Annotated in this window: 16 protein-coding genes; 9 read left to right on the forward strand and 7 right to left on the reverse strand. The window is 67.7% G+C overall.

Features of this window, described 5'->3' with window-relative positions; all coding sequences use genetic code 11:
* Positions 1 to 68 precede the first annotated feature (68 nt).
* The 4 genes from LC039_RS01705 to hpt form a co-directional block, all read right to left on the reverse strand.
* Positions 69 to 962, reverse strand: coding sequence for a c-type cytochrome (locus tag LC039_RS01705; RefSeq protein ID WP_226621332.1), 894 nt, complete (start codon positions 960 to 962; stop codon positions 69 to 71).
* Positions 963 to 965: 3 nt separating this feature from the next.
* On the reverse strand, positions 966 to 1436 hold the full coding sequence (locus tag LC039_RS01710; protein ID WP_226621333.1) for a c-type cytochrome: 471 nt from the start codon (positions 1434 to 1436) through the stop codon (positions 966 to 968).
* Between the two features lie 300 nt (positions 1437 to 1736).
* Positions 1737 to 1931, reverse strand: a complete 195-nt coding sequence (locus LC039_RS01715) for a hypothetical protein (protein WP_226621334.1) — start codon at positions 1929 to 1931, stop codon at positions 1737 to 1739.
* Positions 1928 to 2470, reverse strand: a complete 543-nt coding sequence (gene hpt, locus LC039_RS01720; protein ID WP_226621335.1) for a hypoxanthine phosphoribosyltransferase — start codon at positions 2468 to 2470, stop codon at positions 1928 to 1930. The genes LC039_RS01715 and hpt overlap by 4 nt, the downstream gene beginning before the upstream one ends.
* A gap of 70 nt (positions 2471 to 2540) precedes the next feature.
* On the opposite strand from hpt, the gene LC039_RS01725 reads away from it, so the two are divergent.
* Positions 2541 to 2987 carry a type II toxin-antitoxin system RatA family toxin gene (locus tag LC039_RS01725; protein WP_226621336.1) on the forward strand — a complete coding sequence of 149 codons (447 nt, stop codon included), beginning with the start codon at positions 2541 to 2543 and terminating at the stop codon, positions 2985 to 2987.
* A 40-nt stretch (positions 2988 to 3027) separates the two neighbouring features.
* Here LC039_RS01725 and LC039_RS01730 read toward each other — a convergent pair whose 3' ends face one another.
* From LC039_RS01730 to LC039_RS01740, 3 genes are read right to left on the reverse strand one after another with little or no spacing between them, the layout of a single operon-like run.
* The gene (locus tag LC039_RS01730; protein ID WP_226621337.1) at positions 3028 to 3501 is read right to left on the reverse strand and encodes a CinA family protein; all 474 of its coding nucleotides are present in this window, start codon (positions 3499 to 3501) and stop codon (positions 3028 to 3030) included.
* A 13-nt stretch (positions 3502 to 3514) separates the two neighbouring features.
* Positions 3515 to 4006, reverse strand: a complete 492-nt coding sequence (locus tag LC039_RS01735; protein ID WP_226621338.1) for a phosphatidylglycerophosphatase A — start codon at positions 4004 to 4006, stop codon at positions 3515 to 3517.
* On the reverse strand, positions 4003 to 5160 hold the full coding sequence (locus tag LC039_RS01740; protein ID WP_226621339.1) for a bifunctional 2-C-methyl-D-erythritol 4-phosphate cytidylyltransferase/2-C-methyl-D-erythritol 2,4-cyclodiphosphate synthase: 1158 nt from the start codon (positions 5158 to 5160) through the stop codon (positions 4003 to 4005). Before LC039_RS01740 ends, LC039_RS01735 begins: the two co-directional genes overlap by 4 nt.
* 175 nt (positions 5161 to 5335) lie before the next feature.
* Here LC039_RS01740 and dusB point away from each other — a divergent pair, with 175 nt between their 5' ends.
* The 8 genes from dusB (at position 5336) to hfq (ending at position 16051) form a co-directional block, all read left to right on the forward strand.
* Positions 5336 to 6319 carry a tRNA dihydrouridine synthase DusB gene (dusB, locus tag LC039_RS01745; RefSeq protein ID WP_226621340.1) on the forward strand — a complete coding sequence of 328 codons (984 nt, stop codon included), beginning with the start codon at positions 5336 to 5338 and terminating at the stop codon, positions 6317 to 6319.
* Positions 6316 to 7407, forward strand: coding sequence for a two-component system sensor histidine kinase NtrB (locus LC039_RS01750; RefSeq protein WP_226621341.1), 1092 nt, complete (start codon positions 6316 to 6318; stop codon positions 7405 to 7407). The genes dusB and LC039_RS01750 overlap by 4 nt, the downstream gene beginning before the upstream one ends.
* Positions 7408 to 8781 (forward strand): sigma-54-dependent transcriptional regulator, encoded by a 1374-nt coding sequence (locus LC039_RS01755; RefSeq protein ID WP_226621342.1) that lies wholly within the window; start codon positions 7408 to 7410, stop codon positions 8779 to 8781. It begins immediately after the preceding gene.
* Between the two features lie 148 nt (positions 8782 to 8929).
* Positions 8930 to 11179, forward strand: a complete 2250-nt coding sequence (locus tag LC039_RS01760; protein WP_226621343.1) for a sensor histidine kinase NtrY-like — start codon at positions 8930 to 8932, stop codon at positions 11177 to 11179.
* Complete coding sequence (locus tag LC039_RS01765) at positions 11176 to 12594, forward strand: sigma-54-dependent transcriptional regulator (protein WP_226621344.1); 1419 nt, start codon at positions 11176 to 11178, stop codon at positions 12592 to 12594. Before LC039_RS01760 ends, LC039_RS01765 begins: the two co-directional genes overlap by 4 nt.
* Before the next feature lie 172 nt (positions 12595 to 12766).
* Positions 12767 to 14143, forward strand: coding sequence for a Trk system potassium transporter TrkA (gene trkA / locus LC039_RS01770; protein WP_226621345.1), 1377 nt, complete (start codon positions 12767 to 12769; stop codon positions 14141 to 14143).
* 3 nt (positions 14144 to 14146) lie between these two features.
* The gene (locus LC039_RS01775; RefSeq protein ID WP_226621346.1) at positions 14147 to 15661 is read left to right on the forward strand and encodes a TrkH family potassium uptake protein; all 1515 of its coding nucleotides are present in this window, start codon (positions 14147 to 14149) and stop codon (positions 15659 to 15661) included.
* A 150-nt stretch (positions 15662 to 15811) separates the two neighbouring features.
* A complete protein-coding gene (hfq, locus tag LC039_RS01780) occupies positions 15812 to 16051 on the forward strand; it encodes an RNA chaperone Hfq (protein ID WP_066100377.1) in 240 nt (79 codons plus the stop codon).
* Positions 16052 to 16066 lie beyond the last annotated feature (15 nt).

Consider the following 16066-nt stretch of genomic DNA (forward strand, 5'->3'; position numbering starts at 1 on the left):
CGCGGCCCGCAGCTTCTTCTCTTCGCAAATACGCAAATCCCGCCGTCGCCACCGGCGCGGGGCCGGGGTCAGTCCATGATCCCGCCCTCGGGCAGCGCCTTGACGTAGGCAGCGACGGCGGCGCGGTCCTCGGCGGGAAGCTGCGCGAAATTGTCGATCACCTCGACCATGTGGCCGCCGGCGCTGTCGTAGTCGGGGGTGAAGCCGGTCTCGAGGTAATAGGCGATATCCTCGGCGCTCCAGCTCAGCTTGTCGGGGGTGAGCGCGGGAATGCTGCCCTTGCCATCGGGCGCCGGGGCGCCGGTGAGCCAGGTGTCGCGCTGCAGCCCGCCGAAGCGGTCGCGCGGCGTGTGGCATTCGCCGCAATGGGCCAGCGCCTCGACGAGGTAGCGGCCGCGGCGGGCCTCGTCGGTCTCGGCGGCGGTGATCCATGCCGGGTCGAGGTAAAGCTGCTTCCACAGGCCGAGGCCGCGGCGAAGGTTGAAGGGAAAGCCGACCTCATGCGGTTGGCTTGGGGACTCGGCTTCGGGCAGGGTGCGGATGTAGCTCCAGAGGTCGACGACGTCCTGCGGCGCCATGCGGATGTAGGAGGTGTAGGGGAACGCGGGGTAATAATGCCGACCCTCGGGCGAGACGCCACGCAGCAGGGCATTGGCAAAGTCGTGCAGGCTCCAGGCGCCGATGCCCGCCTGCGGGTGCGGCGAGATATTGGGGGCGATGAAGGTGCCGAAGTCCGAGGCAAACCGCTGGCCGCCAGCGAGCACCAGCTTGTCCTCGCTCTCCGGCGCGTGGTGGCAGGAGGCGCAGCCCGCAGCGGTGAACACCGTCTCTCCGTGGACCGGATCGCCGCCCGCGTCATCGGCAAATTCTCCGGCGGGCAGCCGGTCGGGGGCGCTGATCATCCAGACCGCCCCGCCCGCCAGTGCGGCGAGAAGGACCAGAAAGCCGAGCAGGCCGCGCATCGTTTACTCGGGCGCGCGGAAGTCGTCGTGGCAGGCCTTGCAGGCGCCGCCGAGCTGACCGACCGCCGGGCCGAGCGCCTCCTGGCCGGTGGCCGCGACCTGCTGCAGTTCCCCGGCGGCCGCGCCGAGGCCGGACCATTTCTCGCCGAAGCTCTCCCAGCCGTCCCAGATCTCGGCCTTGGCCCGGGTGCCGTCGATGTCCATCTCCGAGGTGCCCTCGGGGAAGAGCGGTGCCTGGTTGATCATCGAGACGGCCACCAGCGTGTCGGCGGCGGCCTGCGCGGCCTCGGCATCGTAGTCGGCCTTGCCGCGGGCCATGTCGCCGAGAATGCCGAGGTTGATGGCAAGGATGTTGAACTGGCCCTGCCGCGCCTTGACCGGGCCGGGCAGGTCCTGGGCGAGCGCGGCGGTGCCAGAGGCGGCAAGCGCCGCGACAAGGGTGAGGCTGGTGGCGGTCATCCTGGTGATCTTCATGAGAAACTCCCTGTCCTCCCGAAATCGGGGCGTTTTCGAAAATCTTGCGTCTGGAGCGTAGCCGAGGCCGGGTTTCGATCAAGGGGGCGGCAAGCGCTGAAGCGACCGCAGCGCGGCTCCGTGCGGCCTTTCTCTTTTGCATGTAGAATCAAAAAAAGAAAGTTGAATGAGTGGTTTGCGAAGCAATTCTGAAGTCTCGCCTCATCCGAGATGTTTCAGGGGTTCACGGAAATTATCACGCTGTCTGACCAAATCGCGATACCGGGCGCGAGTGTTGGGCAGGGTCGGGCAGGTCTGCTCTCAATAGGTATAGCCCGGGTATTGACGTAATACCGGAGGGTTCGGGGTGAGCGCCGCCGGCCAGCCGCCGAGTGCGTATTCAAGCAAATAAAAAAACCCGAAATACAGGAACAAAACCAATGCGGTGGCGAGAATTTTGAACGCCATCGACCGGCGCAGTCGCTGCGCCAGCCGACGAGGGCCACCAAGGCTCATGCCTCGGGGAACCGGACCTTGCCGATGAACGGCAGGTTCCTGTTGCGCTGCGCGAAGTCGATACCGTAACCCACGACAAACTCGTCAGGAATTTCGAATCCGATCCAGTCGGCCTTGAGCGGAACTTCGCGCCGGGCCGGCTTGTCGAGCAGCGCGATGGTGCGCAGCTTGCGCGGCTTGCGGCTCTCCATCAGGTGGATGACGTGGCTGAGCGTGAAACCGGTATCGACGATATCCTCCACCAGCAGCACGTCGCGCCCCTCGATCGGCGAGCGCAGGTCCTTGAGGATGCGCACCTCGCGGCTCGACTCCATGCCGTCGCCGTAGGAGGAGGCCTCGAGGAAGTCGACCTCGACGGCGAGGTCGAGCTCGCGCACCAGGTCGGCGATGAAGACGAAGCTGCCGCGCAGCAGGCCGACGACCACCAGCTTCTCGGTGCCGGCGAATTCGCGCTCGATCTCGCGCGCGAGGTCCTCGATCTTGGCGGCGATCGCCTTTGCCGAAATCATCTGGTCTACGACATAAGGCTTTTCTGCCATGGTTCACCCCTTGAAAATCCGCGCGCAGCATAGGAAATGTGCCGACATTGTCACGCGATAAAGGGGCGACATGCCGACCCACTCCGAGACGAAGCGCCTGCCGTACACGGCGCAGCAGATGTATGACCTCGTGGCGGATGTCGCGAATTACCCGAAGTTCCTGCCGTGGACGGCAGCGGCGCGGATCCGTTCGCGCGACGACATGGGCGATCACGAGGTGATGCTGGCCGACCTGGTGATCAGCTTCAAGGTGTTCCGCGAGCGCTTCGGCAGCCGCGTGACGCTCTGGCCCGAGACGAAGAAGATCGACACCGAGTATCTCGATGGTCCGTTCAAGCACATGGTGTCGAAATGGCACTTCGAGGACTCGCCCGAGGGCGGCGTCGACGTGCATTTCTTCGTGGATTTCGAGTTCAAGAACCGTCTGCTGCAGAGCGCAGCGGGGATGTTCTTCTACGAGGCGATGCAGCGCATCGTGCGCGCCTTCGAACGGCGGGCGGCAGAGCTCTACGGCTGATCCGCCCGCCACGCGTCGGGGGCTGAGCCGCGCGTCGGGGTCAGGGCAGGGCGTTTCGCAGCAGCGTGAGCGCGTGGCGGGTGGCCGCCGCGCGGACCTGTGCGCGGCCCAAGGCGCCGAACTCCACGGTTTCGGTCTGTGTGCCCGCGGCGCTGGCGAGGCCGAAGCAGACGCGGCCCTCGGGCTTGTGCGCCGAGCCGCCGGGGCCGGCGATGCCCGAGACCGACACCGCGAGTCCGGCGCCCGCGCGGGACCGCGCGCCTTCGGCCATCTCGGCAGCGACCTCTTCGGAGACGGCGCCATGCGCTTCAAGCGTGGCGGGGCGCACGCTCAGCAGGTCGACCTTGGCGGCGTTGGAATAGGTCACCACGCCGCGCTCGAAGATATTCGACGAGCCGGCGATGTCGGTGATCGCGGCGGCGACCATGCCGCCGGTACAGCTCTCGGCGGTGGTGACGGTGAGGCCAGCGGTCATGGCGCGGGTCAGGATGTCCTGTGCAAGCTCTTGGGTCATCTCGTCCCTCACATCAGGAAGCCATCAGGAAGCCGTGCGCGATCCCGGCGAGGGCAACGCTCACCAGCGCCGCGAAGATGCCCGCGATCACGTCGTCGAGCATCACGCCCATCGCGTCGCCGCGGCGGTCGGCCCAGCCCACCAGCCAGGGCTTCCAGATGTCGAACAGACGGAACAGCACGAAGCCCGAGACCCAGCCCGGCCAGAGCCGCCAGAAGTCCACGCCCATCATCATCGCGCCGTAGCCGACCGGGAAGAGCGCGATCCACATGCCGACCACCTCGTCGATGACGATCCACGAGGGGTCCTCGTCCTCGCCGTCGGCGGTGAGCTTCTGCGTGGCGATATAGCCCAGCACGAAGGCGACCACCGTGGCGGCCAGCAGCAGCCAGAAGCCGCCCAGCACCAGCAGCAGGTAGGCGGCGGGCAGGGCGGCCAGCGAGCCCCAGGTGCCCGGCGCAGGGCGCAGCAGCCCGGCATAGAAGAAGGTCGCGATCAGTCTCATGGTTTCACCAGCGTTGCGGTTGCGATGGCGGCGATGCCCTCTTCGCGGCCGGTGAAGCCGAGCCGTTCCGAGGTCGTCGCCTTGACCGAGACGCGATCCGTCGCCAGCCCCATGATCCGGCCCATCTCGGCCATCATGGCCGCGGCATGGGGGCCGATCTTGGGCTGCTCGCAGATCAGCGTCACGTCGATGTTCGAGATGGTGTAGCCCTTCGAAGTGGCAAGCTCGACCGCGTGGCGCAGGAAGATCTCGGAGGCGGCGCCCTTCCACTGCGGATCGCTGGGCGGGAAGTAGCGGCCGATGTCGCCCTCGGCGAGGGCGCCGTAGAGCGCGTCGGTGACGGCATGCATGCCGACGTCGGCGTCGGAATGGCCCTGCAGCGCGCGCCCGTGTGGCACCTTCACGCCGCAGAGCACCACATGGTCTCCGGGGCCGAAACGGTGCACGTCGTAGCCATTGCCGAGGCGGATATCCATGGCGGTCTCCTGCATGGGGGTCTTGAGGTAGCTGGCGGCCCGTTCGAAATCGTCGGGGCCGGTGATCTTGAGGTTGCGCTCCTCGCCGGGAACGATGGTGACGGAGAGCCCCGAGGCGCGGGCGACCTCGACGTCATCGGCGGCGCCGCCGGGGTGGGCGGCATGGGCGGCGCGGATATCTGCATAGCGAAAGCCCTGCGGGGTCTGGGCGCGGTACAGGCCGCTGCGGTCCTGCGTGCCGGTCACCTCGGACTCGGCGCCGGTCCAGAGCGCGTCGGTTACCGGCAGGGCGGGCGCGGCGCCGGGGGTGGCGTCGAGCGCGGTCAGCACTGCCTCGATCGTGTGCCGCGAGACGCAGGGGCGGGCAACGTCGTGGATCAGCACCTTCGCGGGCGGATTGCCCGCCAGCGCGTCGAGCCCGGCACGTACCGAGCCGGCGCGGTCGGCGGCCCCCTCCACCAGCGTCACCGGCAGGCCCTCGGCGACCGACTCGGCCATGGCGCGATCCTCGGGGTGAATCACCAGCACGACGGGGCAGATCGGGGCGAAGGCCTCGAGCGTCCAGCGCGCCACCGGCCGTTCCGCCACGTCGCGCCACTGTTTCGGGCGCCCGCCACCGGCGCGGGTGCCGCGCCCTGCAGCGACGATGATTGCGGCTGTTTCCGCGGCTGTTTCCATGGTGTTGACCTCCGGCGTCCCTCTCTAGGCGCTGCCGGGGGACGGTGCAATCACCGGGGGCGCGCTGCTCAATTTTTCATCACTCGCGTATTGCGTGCGCCCGTAACGCTCCCAAATGATTGAACACGCGCCGCGCGCGCGTTAACTCCCAAGCATCTGCACAAGGAATAGGCGCTTGAACTTCTCGCTGGGTGACAGACTCATCGACCCCCCGGTCCTTCTGGCCCCGCTCGCGGGAATCACGGACTTGCCCTTCCGCAGCCTCGTGTCGCGCTTCGGTGCCGGGCTCGTGGTGTCCGAGATGATCGCCAGTGGCGAGTTTCTCACCGCGCGCCCCGGCACGCGCGAGAAGGCGGAGCTGGGCGCGGGAATCGAGAACACCTCCGTGCAGCTTGCGGGCCGCGCGCCCGAGCCCATGGCCGAGACGGCCCGGCATGTCGCCGGCATGGGCGCCAAGGTCATCGACATCAACATGGGCTGTCCGGCCAAGAAGGTCACGGGCGGCTGGTCGGGCTCGGCGCTGATGCGCGAGCCGGACCATGCGCTGCGGTTGATCGAGGCGGTCGTCGAGGCCGTCGACCTGCCGGTGACGCTGAAGACGCGGCTCGGCTGGGACGGCGATTGCCTCAACGCCGCGCAGATCGCGAAACGGGCGGAGGCGGCGGGCGTGCGGATGATCGTCATCCACGGGCGCACCCGCTGCCAGTTCTACAAGGGCGCCGCCGACTGGGCGGCGATCCGGGAGGTGGTCGAGGCCGTGTCGATCCCGGTGGTCGCCAATGGCGACATCGTCGATGCGGCCAGCGCGCGGGCGGCCCTGAAGGCCTCCGGCGCGGCGGGGGTCATGGTCGGTCGGGGGGCGCAGGGCGCGCCCTGGAAACTGGCTCAGATCGCGGCCGAGCTTTACGGAACACCGGCACCTGACGTGCCGACAGGAAAGGCATTTTATCAAATGGTCGCAGAGCATTACGAGGCAATGCTTTCGTTTTACGGCAAGGAGCTGGGCGGCCGTGTTTCGCGCAAGCACCTGGGCTGGTACATGGATCATGCCGCGCCCGCGGCGGAGCTGCGCAAGCGCGTGCTGACCAGCCGCGAACCGGCCGAGACGCTGCACTTCCTCGACGAGGCGCTGTCCTGCGATCTGAAGGTCGCCGCATGAGCACCAACACCGAACTTCTGACGCAGCTCTGGTCGTCGCTGCCCGTGCCCGCCGTGCTGCTCGACGCCGAGGAGCGCATCGCCGACATGAACCCCGCCGCCGAGGGGTTCATGAACAACTCGGCGAAATGGCTGGTCGGCCAGCCGATCTGGGACCGCCTCGCGGTGGATGCGCCGCTCGAGGAAAGCCTCGCCCGCGCCCGCGAGCATGGTACGCCGCTCTTCGTCAACGACGTCGATGTCGGCACCGGCAACCGCCCGCCGCTGGTATGCAACCTGCAGCTCGCGCCGGTGCAGAATTACCCCGGCTGGTTTATCATGCTGATCAGCCCCCGCGAGCTGGCCGGACGCATGACCCAGAGCCATTCGGTGAAATCCGCCGCCAAGTCGGCCATCGGCATGGCCGAGATGCTGGCGCATGAGATCAAGAACCCGCTGGCGGGGATCACCGGCGCGGCGCAGCTGCTGTCGATGAACCTCAGCAAGGACGATCTCGAGCTGACCGATCTCATCGTTGCCGAGACCCGCCGCATCGTGAAGCTGCTGGAGCAGGTCGAGCAGTTCGGCAACCTCTCGGCCCCCGAGAAGAAGCCGGTGAACCTGCACGACGTGCTGGACCGCGCGCGCCGCTCGACGCAGCTGGGTGTCGGGGCGCACATGAAGTTCATCGAGGATTACGACCCTTCGCTGCCGCTGGCCCACGGTGATCCCGACCAGCTGCTGCAGGTGGTGCTGAACCTTCTGAAGAACGCCGCCGAGGCGGCAGACCCCAAGGAGGGCGGCACGATCCGCCTGCACACTTTCTTCGAGCACAGCTTCCGAATGCGCCGCCCCGACGGCTCGACCCAGAAGCTGCCGCTGCAGATCGAGGTCATCGACGACGGCCCCGGCCTGCCCGAGGACATCAAGGGCGACGTGTTCGACCCCTTCGTGTCGGGCCGCGAGAACGGCACAGGGCTCGGCCTCGCGCTGGTGTCCAAGATCATCTCCGACCACGACGGCTGGATCTCGGTGGATTCCGTCCCCGGCCGCACGGTCTTCCGCATTTCGTTGCCGCGCGCCCCGCGCGAGATTGAGGAGAACAGGTAAATGGACGGCACCGTACTTGTCGCCGACGACGACCGCACCATCCGCACCGTGCTGACCCAGGCGCTGACCCGCGCCGGCTGCAAGGTGCACGCCACCTCGTCGCTGACCACGCTGATGCGCTGGGTCGCCGAGGGCAAGGGCGACGTGGTGATCTCCGACGTCGTCATGCCCGATGGCAACGGGCTGGAAATGCTGCCCAAGATTCACCAGGACCGGCCCGAGCTGCCGGTGATCGTGATCTCGGCGCAGAACACCATCATGACCGCAATCCAGGCGGCCGAGGCCGAGGCTTACGACTACCTGCCCAAGCCCTTCGACCTGCCGGACCTGATGAAGCGCACCGCCAAGGCGCTCGACAACCGCAACCGCTCGCCGAAGCGCGAAGAGGTGGCGACGATCGGCGCCGACGGGCCGGACGAGCTGCCGCTGGTCGGCAAGACCCCGGCGATGCAGGCGCTCTACCGGCTCGTCGCCAAGGTGATGAACACCGACCTTCCGGTGCTGATCTCCGGCGAAAGCGGCACCGGCAAGTCGCTGATCGCGCGCGCCATCCATGATTTCTCGGACCGCCGCACATTGCCGTTCATCACGGTGACCGGCGCCGACCTGTCGGACCTCGAAGGCCCGGCGCGGGTGCTGGCGCGGGTCAAGGGCGGCACGCTGCTGATCGACGAGATCACCGACATCTCCGACGAGATTCAGGCGCGCGTGGTGCGCATGATGGACATTCCCGGCGAACACGTGCCGCGCTTCATGGCCACCAGCCAGGGCGATCTGGCGCAGGCGATGGAAGAGGGGGCGGTGCGCCAGGACCTCTACTACCGGCTGTCGGGCGCGACCATCAACGTGCCCAGCCTGCGCGAGCGGGTCGAGGACATCGCCCTGCTGACCGAGCACTTCCTGCAGCGCGCCGAGCGCGAGGGTGCCTCCAAGCGCTGGCTGTCGAAGGATGCCACCGAGCTCTTCCGTGCCTACAGCTGGCCGGGCAACGTGCGGCAGTTGGAAAACGCCGTGCGCCGCCTGTCGCTGACCAGCCGCGCCGAGGAGATCAGCCGCGCCGAGGTCGAGGCGGTGCTGGGCAACCAGCCCGACACCGGCCCGATCCTGCGCGGCGGCGACAGCGAGAAGCTCAGTACCTCGGTGGCGCGTCACCTGCGGCGTTATTTCGACCTGCATGGCAACATGCTGCCGGCGCCGGGGCTCTACACCCGCATCCTCAAGGAGGTCGAAGCGCCGCTGATCGAGATCGCGCTGGAAGCGACCGGCGGGAATCAGGCGAAATGTGCGGATCTTCTCGGCATCAACCGCAATACCTTGCGTAAGAAGATCACGGATCTGGATATTCGCGTGACACGGCGTCGCAAACTGATGTAAAAGCGTCACAGGCATGTGGCCGCATTGCGCCGCCCTCGGGGCGGCGCTTTCATGAGAAGCCACAGCTTTTGGCGACGCTGCCTCGAGCAGCCAATCAGTGTGAGGTGAATCTGTGGCCACCCGGGCACGGAGCACGACTTGGGCGCGCATGAACAGGCTGCGCCGACAACGGCGCGTTCAGAACGTGGCGACGCTGGGGCTGGTCCTGCTGGGACCGGTGCTCGCGGTGCTGACGTTCCTCGTGCTGGGCCCCCTCGGCAGCGGCGAGCGTGCAACGCAGCTGAGCCTGCGGCTCGTGCTGCTGGCCGACATGATCTACGTGCTGCTGATCGCCACGCTGGTGCTGGCGCGGCTGGTGCGGATGATCTCGGAGCGGCGGGCGCAATCGGCCGGCTCGCGCCTGCACCTGCGCCTCACCGGGCTCTTCGCGCTGATGGCGCTGCTGCCCACGGTCACCGTCGCGGTCTTTGCCGTGCTCACCATCAACATCGGTCTCGAAACCTGGTTCTCCAGCCGCGTGCAGAACGTGGTCGGCGCCTCGATGGCCGCCGCCGAGGCCTATGAGGAAGAGCAGCGCGTCGGGCTGATCGAGGACGTGCAGGCGCTGGCGCGCTTCATCGACGGTGCGCGCCGGGCCAATTTCGCGCTCGACGACGGCGATGTTCGGCAGGTTCTGGGGCAGGGGCAGGCGCAGATCCAGCGCGGGCTCCGCGAGGCCTACGTGATCGACGGCGGAGGCGAGATCCGCGCCCGCGGCGAGCGGTCCTACCTGTTCTACTACGAGGAGCCGACCCGCGAGCAGTTCACCCGCGCCCGCGCCGAAGGGCTGGTGCTGATCCCTGACTGGGACAATCACGAGCTGCGCGCGCTGGTGCCGCTCTCGGCCTTCGCCGACCGGTTTCTCTATGTCAGCCGCGTTGTCGACGGCAATCTTCTGAACCTGCTCGACGAGACGCAGGAGACCGCGCGCTTCTACCAGCAGCAGGAGACCGAGCGCGGACGCCGGCTCTTCGACTTCGCGCTGGTCTATCTTGGTTTCGCGCTGCTGCTGATCCTCGCGGCGGTCTGGCTGGGGCTTTGGTTCGCCGAGCGCATGGCGAAGCCGGTGGGGCGGCTCACCGGCGCGGCGCAAAGGGTCGGCGCGGGCGATCTCGACGTGCAGGTGATCGAGGGCGAGGGCGACGACGAGATCGCCATGCTCGGCCGCTACTTTAACCAGATGACCCGCCAACTGAAGGGCCAGCGCGAGACGCTGCTGGAGAACACCCGTCAGATCGAGCGCCGCCAGCGGCTGTTCGACTCCGTGCTGTCGTCGATCACCTCCGGCGTGGTCGGGCTTGATGCCGAGGGCAAGGTGACCTTCGTCAACCGCCCCGCTGAGCGGCTGCTCGGCTGGCGCGAGCCGCGCGCCGACGTGCCGCTGACCGTGGCGGTGCCCGAGTTCGGCCCGCTCTACGAGCGGCTGCGCGACACCGGGCTCGAGACCGCACAGGAAGAGGTCAAGGTCAGCCGCGAGGGGCGGCTCGAGCACCTGCTGGTGCGGCTCTCGGTGCGGCGGCGGCAGGATGGGGCGCTCGAGGGCTACGTGGTGGCCTTCGACGACGTGACCGATCTGGTCAGCGCGCAACGGATGGCCGCCTGGGGCGACGTGGCGCGGCGCATCGCGCATGAGATCAAGAACCCGCTGACCCCGATCCGGCTTTCGGCCGAGCGCATCACCCGCAAGTTCTCGCGCCAGCTCGAGGCGCCGGATGCCGAGAAGCTGGGGCAGATGACCGAGGTCATCGTGCGCCAGACCGAGGATCTGCGCCGCATCGTCGACGAGTTCAGCAAGTTCGCCCGCATGCCCGAGCCCGAGCGCAAGCCCGAGGACGTGGTGGTGCTGCTGCGCGGCGCGGTGCTGCTGCAGGAGACCGGCCAGCCGGCAATCCGCTTCGTCAGCGACCTGCCGGCCCACGCCATGCCCGCCGAGCTCGACGCCACCATGGTCGGGCAGGCGCTGACCAACCTGATCAAGAACGCCGGCGAGGCGATCGAGAGCCTCGGCGAGCAGGGCGCCCCGGAGGGCCATTCCCCCGAGATCCGCGTCAGCCTGACTGAAGAGGACGGGCGCGCGGTGATCCGCATCATGGACAATGGCATCGGGCTGCCCGAGGACCGGGCGCGGCTGTTCGAACCCTACGTGACGACCCGCGACAAGGGCACCGGCCTCGGCCTGCCCATCGTCAAGAAGATCATCGAGGAGCACGGCGGAACGCTGGCGCTCGAGGATGCGCCGCTGTTTGGCGGCGCCACCCATGCCGGGGCCATGGCGGTGATCCGCCTGCCGCTCGGCACAACCGGCGACAGGCCGGAGACTTCGGATAAAAGCATTTCGGAACTGGAGAGGCAGACATGAGCGACATCCTGATCGTCGACGACGAGCGCGACATCCGCGAGCTGATCGGGGACATTCTCGAGGATGAGGGCTACACGACCCGGTTGGCGGGCAACTCTTCCGAGGCGATGAACGAGGTCAACTCCGAGCCGCCCGCGCTGATGATCCTCGACATCTGGCTGAAGGACAGCAAGATGGACGGGATCGACATCCTCAAGACCGTCAAGCGCGACAATCCCGACATCCCGATCATCATCATCTCGGGCCATGGCAATATCGAGATTGCCGTCGCGGCGATCAAGCAGGGCGCCTATGACTTCATCGAGAAGCCCTTCAACATCGACCAGCTGCTGGTGGTGATCCGCCGCGCGATGGAAACCTCGCGTCTGCGCCGGGAGAACAGCCAGCTGCGCCGCCGCGAGACCGAGGTCGCGCAGATGATCGGCGAGAGCGCCATGTTCCGCGGCCTCGTCAGCCAGATCGACAAGGTCACCAAGTCGAACGGCCGGGTGATGCTCACCGGCCCGGCGGGCTCGGGCAAGGAGGTGGCGGCGCGCTACATCCACGCCAATTCCGGCCGCGCCGCGGCGCCCTTTGTCACCGTCAACTGCGCCGGCGTCGCGCCGGACAACATGGAGCAGATGCTCTTCGGCCGCGAAAGCGCCGACCGCGGCATCGAGCCCGGGCTGCTGGAGCAGGCGCATGGCGGTGTGGTGTATTTCGACGAGGTGGCCGACATGCCGCTCGGCACCCAGTCGAAGATCCTACGCGTGCTGGTCGACCAGAGCTTCAGCCGCGTCGGCGGCTCCGACAAGGTGCGCGTCGACCTGCGGGTGATCTCCTCGACCAACCGCGACCTCGAGGCCGAGATCGCCGCCGGCACCTTCCGGCAGGAGCTCTATCACCGGCTCAACGTGGTGCCGATCGCTGTGCCCTCGCTCGAGGACCGGCGCGAGGACATCCCGCTGCTGGCGCGGCACTTCATCGAAAGCTTCAACCGCAGCCAGGGCCTTCCGCTGCGCGATCTCTCCGACGATGCCGTTGCGCTGCTGCAGACGATGATCTGGCCGGGCAACGTGCGGCAACTGAAGAACCTGATCGAGCGGGTGCTGATCCTCGGCGACGGCACCGGCCCGATCGAGGCGCGCGAGCTGCCGCAGGACGGCCCGGCGGGCGAGGACGAAGAGGGCCGCGTGGTGCTCTCGGGCACGCTGGCGACCCTGCCGCTGCGTGAAGCGCGCGAGGCTTTCGAGCGCGAGTACCTGCTCACCCAGATCAACCGGTTCGGCGGGAACATCTCGCGCACCGCGGCCTTCGTCGGCATGGAGCGCTCGGCGCTGCACCGCAAGCTGAAGTCTCTGGGCGTGGTCACCGGGGCGAAATCCGGCGGGCGCATCGCCTATGTCGAGGAAGACCAGGTGACCCCGGCGTCCTGAGAGGGGCGCCGCACAAGGGATTAAAATCCGGGACAGTTCCGGCCCAGGGCCGGACTGGGGCAGGGCGGGTGCGCCGCCATGGGCGCCCGCGCATTGACCGTCCGCATCCGGCGTGTCATGCCGGGCGCACTCCGGTCCAACGGACCCCGGGCGAACAGATTGGGCAGACGACATGAAGGTCATCATTTGCGGCGCGGGCCAGGTCGGCTGGCAGATCGCCCGCCACCTTTCGGGCGAGCGCAACGACGTCACCGTGGTGGACAGCAATCCCGACCTGGTGCGGCGGGCGACAGACACGCTCGACGTGCAGGGGATCGCGGGCTTCGCCTCCTATCCCGACGTGCTCGACAAGGCCGGGGCGCGCGATGCCGACATGATCATCGCTGCCACCTATTCGGACGAGGTCAACATGGTCACCTGCCAGGTGGCCCATTCGATCTTTGCCATTCCCCGCAAGATCGCCCGCCTGCGCTCGCAGAGCTACCTGACGGCGATCTACTCCGACCTCTACCGCCGCGACCACCTGCCGATCGACGTGGTGATCTCGCCCGAGAAGGAGGTCGCCGAGGCCGCGCTGCAACGCCTCTCGGCCCCCGCCGCCTTCGACACCGAACGTTTCCTCGAGGGCGGGGCACAGCTGCTGGGCCTGACCATCGACGAGCATTGCCCGATCATCAACACGCCGCTGCGGCAGCTCTCGGACCTGTTCTCGACGCTGCGCTCGGTGGTGGTGGGCATCCGCCGCGAGGGCACGCTCTTCGCGCCCGAGCCGCGTGACCAGATCTTTGCCGGCGACGCCTGCTACGTGCTGGTGCACGCCGATGACATCCAGCGCACGCTGGAGATCTTCGGCAAGGCGCTGCGCAAGCAGGAGCGCATCGTCGTGCTCGGCGGCGGCAACGTCGGCCTCGCGGTGGCGCGCGCGCTGGAAAGCCGCGCCGAGCGCATCCGCGCCAAGGTGATCGAGAAGGACCGCGGCGCCGCCGAGCGCGCCGCAGACGCGCTGGAGCGCACCATCGTGCTGCATGGCGACGCGCTCGACACGGCGCTGCTGCGCGAGGCGGGCATCGGCCGCGCCGATGCGGTGCTCTGCGTGACCGACGACGAAAAGACCAACCTGCTGGCCGCCGTGCGTGCCAAGGCCGAGGGCTGCCCCATGGCCATCGCGCTGATCAACGATCCCACGCTGGTGCCGCTGATGAAGCCGATGGGCGTCGACGCCCACATCAACCCGCGCGCCACCACCGTCAGCTCGATCCTGCGCCACATCCGCCACGGCCGGGTGCGCTCGGTCTACTCGATCGGCGACGCCGAGGCCGAGGTGATCGAGGCCGAGGTGCTCTCGACCTCGTCCATTGCCGGGCGGGTGATCCGCGAGATCGACTTTCCCGAGGGCGTGCTCGTCGGCGCGGTGATGAAGGACGGCGAGGTGGTCAAGATCCGCGGCGATCTGCGCATCGAGGAGGGCGACCGCATCGTCATGTTCGCGCTGGCCAAGGACGTGCCGGAGGTCGAACGGCTCCTGCAGGTCTCCATCGATTTCTTCTGATCCATGATCGCGCTCAGCCGCACGCCCCTTCTGATCCTGCTGGCGGGCATCGCCAGCGCCTCGATGATCGCGCCCGCCGCGGTGGCGCTGGCGCACGAGGAGTTCCACGACGCGCGCAGCTTCTTCTACGCGGCGGTGGTCGGGCTGGTGCTCACCACGCTGATCGGCATCGCCCAGGCGACCCGGCCGCATTACCGCTCGGCGCCGCGCCAGCTTCTGGCGCTGCTCGCGACCTTCCTGCTGCTGCCCGCCATGCTCGCCGTGCCCTTTCACGAGGCGGTGCGGACCACCAGTTTCCTCAATGCCTACGTCGAGATGGTCTCGAGCCTCACCACCACCGGCGCCACGCTTTTCGCCCCCGAGCGGCTTTCGGCCGCCGAGCACCTGTGGCGGGCGCAGGTCGGCTGGATGGGCGGGCTGCTGATCTGGGTCAGCTCGGCGGCACTGCTGGCGCCGCTGACCCTTGGCGGCTTCGAGGTCACCGCCTCGGGCGAGCCGGGGCAGAGCGTGGACGCGGGCGCGGCGCGGCGCGACGTGACGGACCCGGCGCTGCGGCTGGCCGCCTCGGCGCGGGTACTGGCGCCGATCTACGTCGGTCTGACCATGGCGCTCTGGATCATGCTGCTGATGTCCGGCGACCAGCCGCTGGTGGCGCTAAGCCACGCCATGTCGACGCTCTCGACCTCGGGGATTTCTCCCATCGGCGGCCCGCAGGGCGCGCAGAGCGGCATGGCGGGCGAGATGATCATCTTCCTGTTCCTGTTCTTCGCCCTGTCGCGGCTGACCTTCTCGGGCGACACCAAGGGGCTCACGGGCTCGAAGCTGCGCAACGACCCGGAGTTCCGCATGGGGCTGCTGATCGTCTTCCTGCTGCCCGCGGCGCTGTTCCTGCGGCACTGGATCGCCTCGTTCGACATTGGCGCCGAGACCAACCTTGCCGCCGGGCTGCGCTCGCTCTGGGGCGGGCTGTTCACCGCGCTGTCCTTCCTGTCGACCACCGGCTTCCAGAGCGCCGACTGGGGCGCGGTGCGGGGCTGGTCGGGGCTGCAGACGCCGGGCGTGATTCTCATGGGGCTGGCGATCATGGGCGGCGGCGTGGCGACCACGGCGGGCGGGGTGAAACTGCTGCGCATCTACGCGCTCTACCTCGCCGGCGTGCGCGAAATGGAACGTTTGGTGCACCCGCATTCGCTCGGCCGCTCCGGGGTCATGGCGCGGCGCATCCGCCGGCAGGGCGCCTTTGTTGCCTGGGTGTTCTTCATGCTCTTCGCCATGACCATCGCGGTCTTCTCGCTGCTCTTCGCCCTCTCGGGGCTGGATTTCGAGAACGCCATGGTCACCACGGTCGCGGCGCTGACCAACTGCGGCCCGCTGATCCGCGCCGCCGCCGAGCAGCCGATTCCGCTCAGCGAGATGGGGGACGCCGCCAAGGGGCTCTTCGTGGCCGCCATGGTGCTCGGGCGCCTGGAAGTGCTGGGCATCATCGTGCTGCTCACACCGGACATCTGGCGCGATTGACCCCTGTTTCAGGCCCGATCCGCCGGCCTGTGCGGGGGATGCCGCGGGGGTGATATTTTTGCTCTGGAAGTTCCGCCACTTGCAATACATACTCGCCCGGAACGAGGGAGCGCCTGAGAACGGCACCAGCAAGAAAAAAAGGCTAAATTAATGGCTTCGGACAGACAAAATCTACAGGACGCATTTCTTAACCATGTTCGGAAAACCAAGGTTCCGGTTACGGTTTTCCTGATCAACGGTGTTAAATTGCAGGGTGTCATCACCTGGTTTGACAATTTTTGCGTTCTCCTCCGCCGCGACGGTCAGTCGCAGCTCGTGTACAAACACGCGATCTCGACCATCATGCCGTCGCAGCCGATCAACCTTTACGACGGCGACGATAACGCTTGAACGAACATGATCCGC

The organism is Alloyangia pacifica (assembly GCF_020524285.1).
GTDB classification, from domain to species: Bacteria; Pseudomonadota; Alphaproteobacteria; order Rhodobacterales; family Rhodobacteraceae; genus Salipiger; species Salipiger pacificus_B.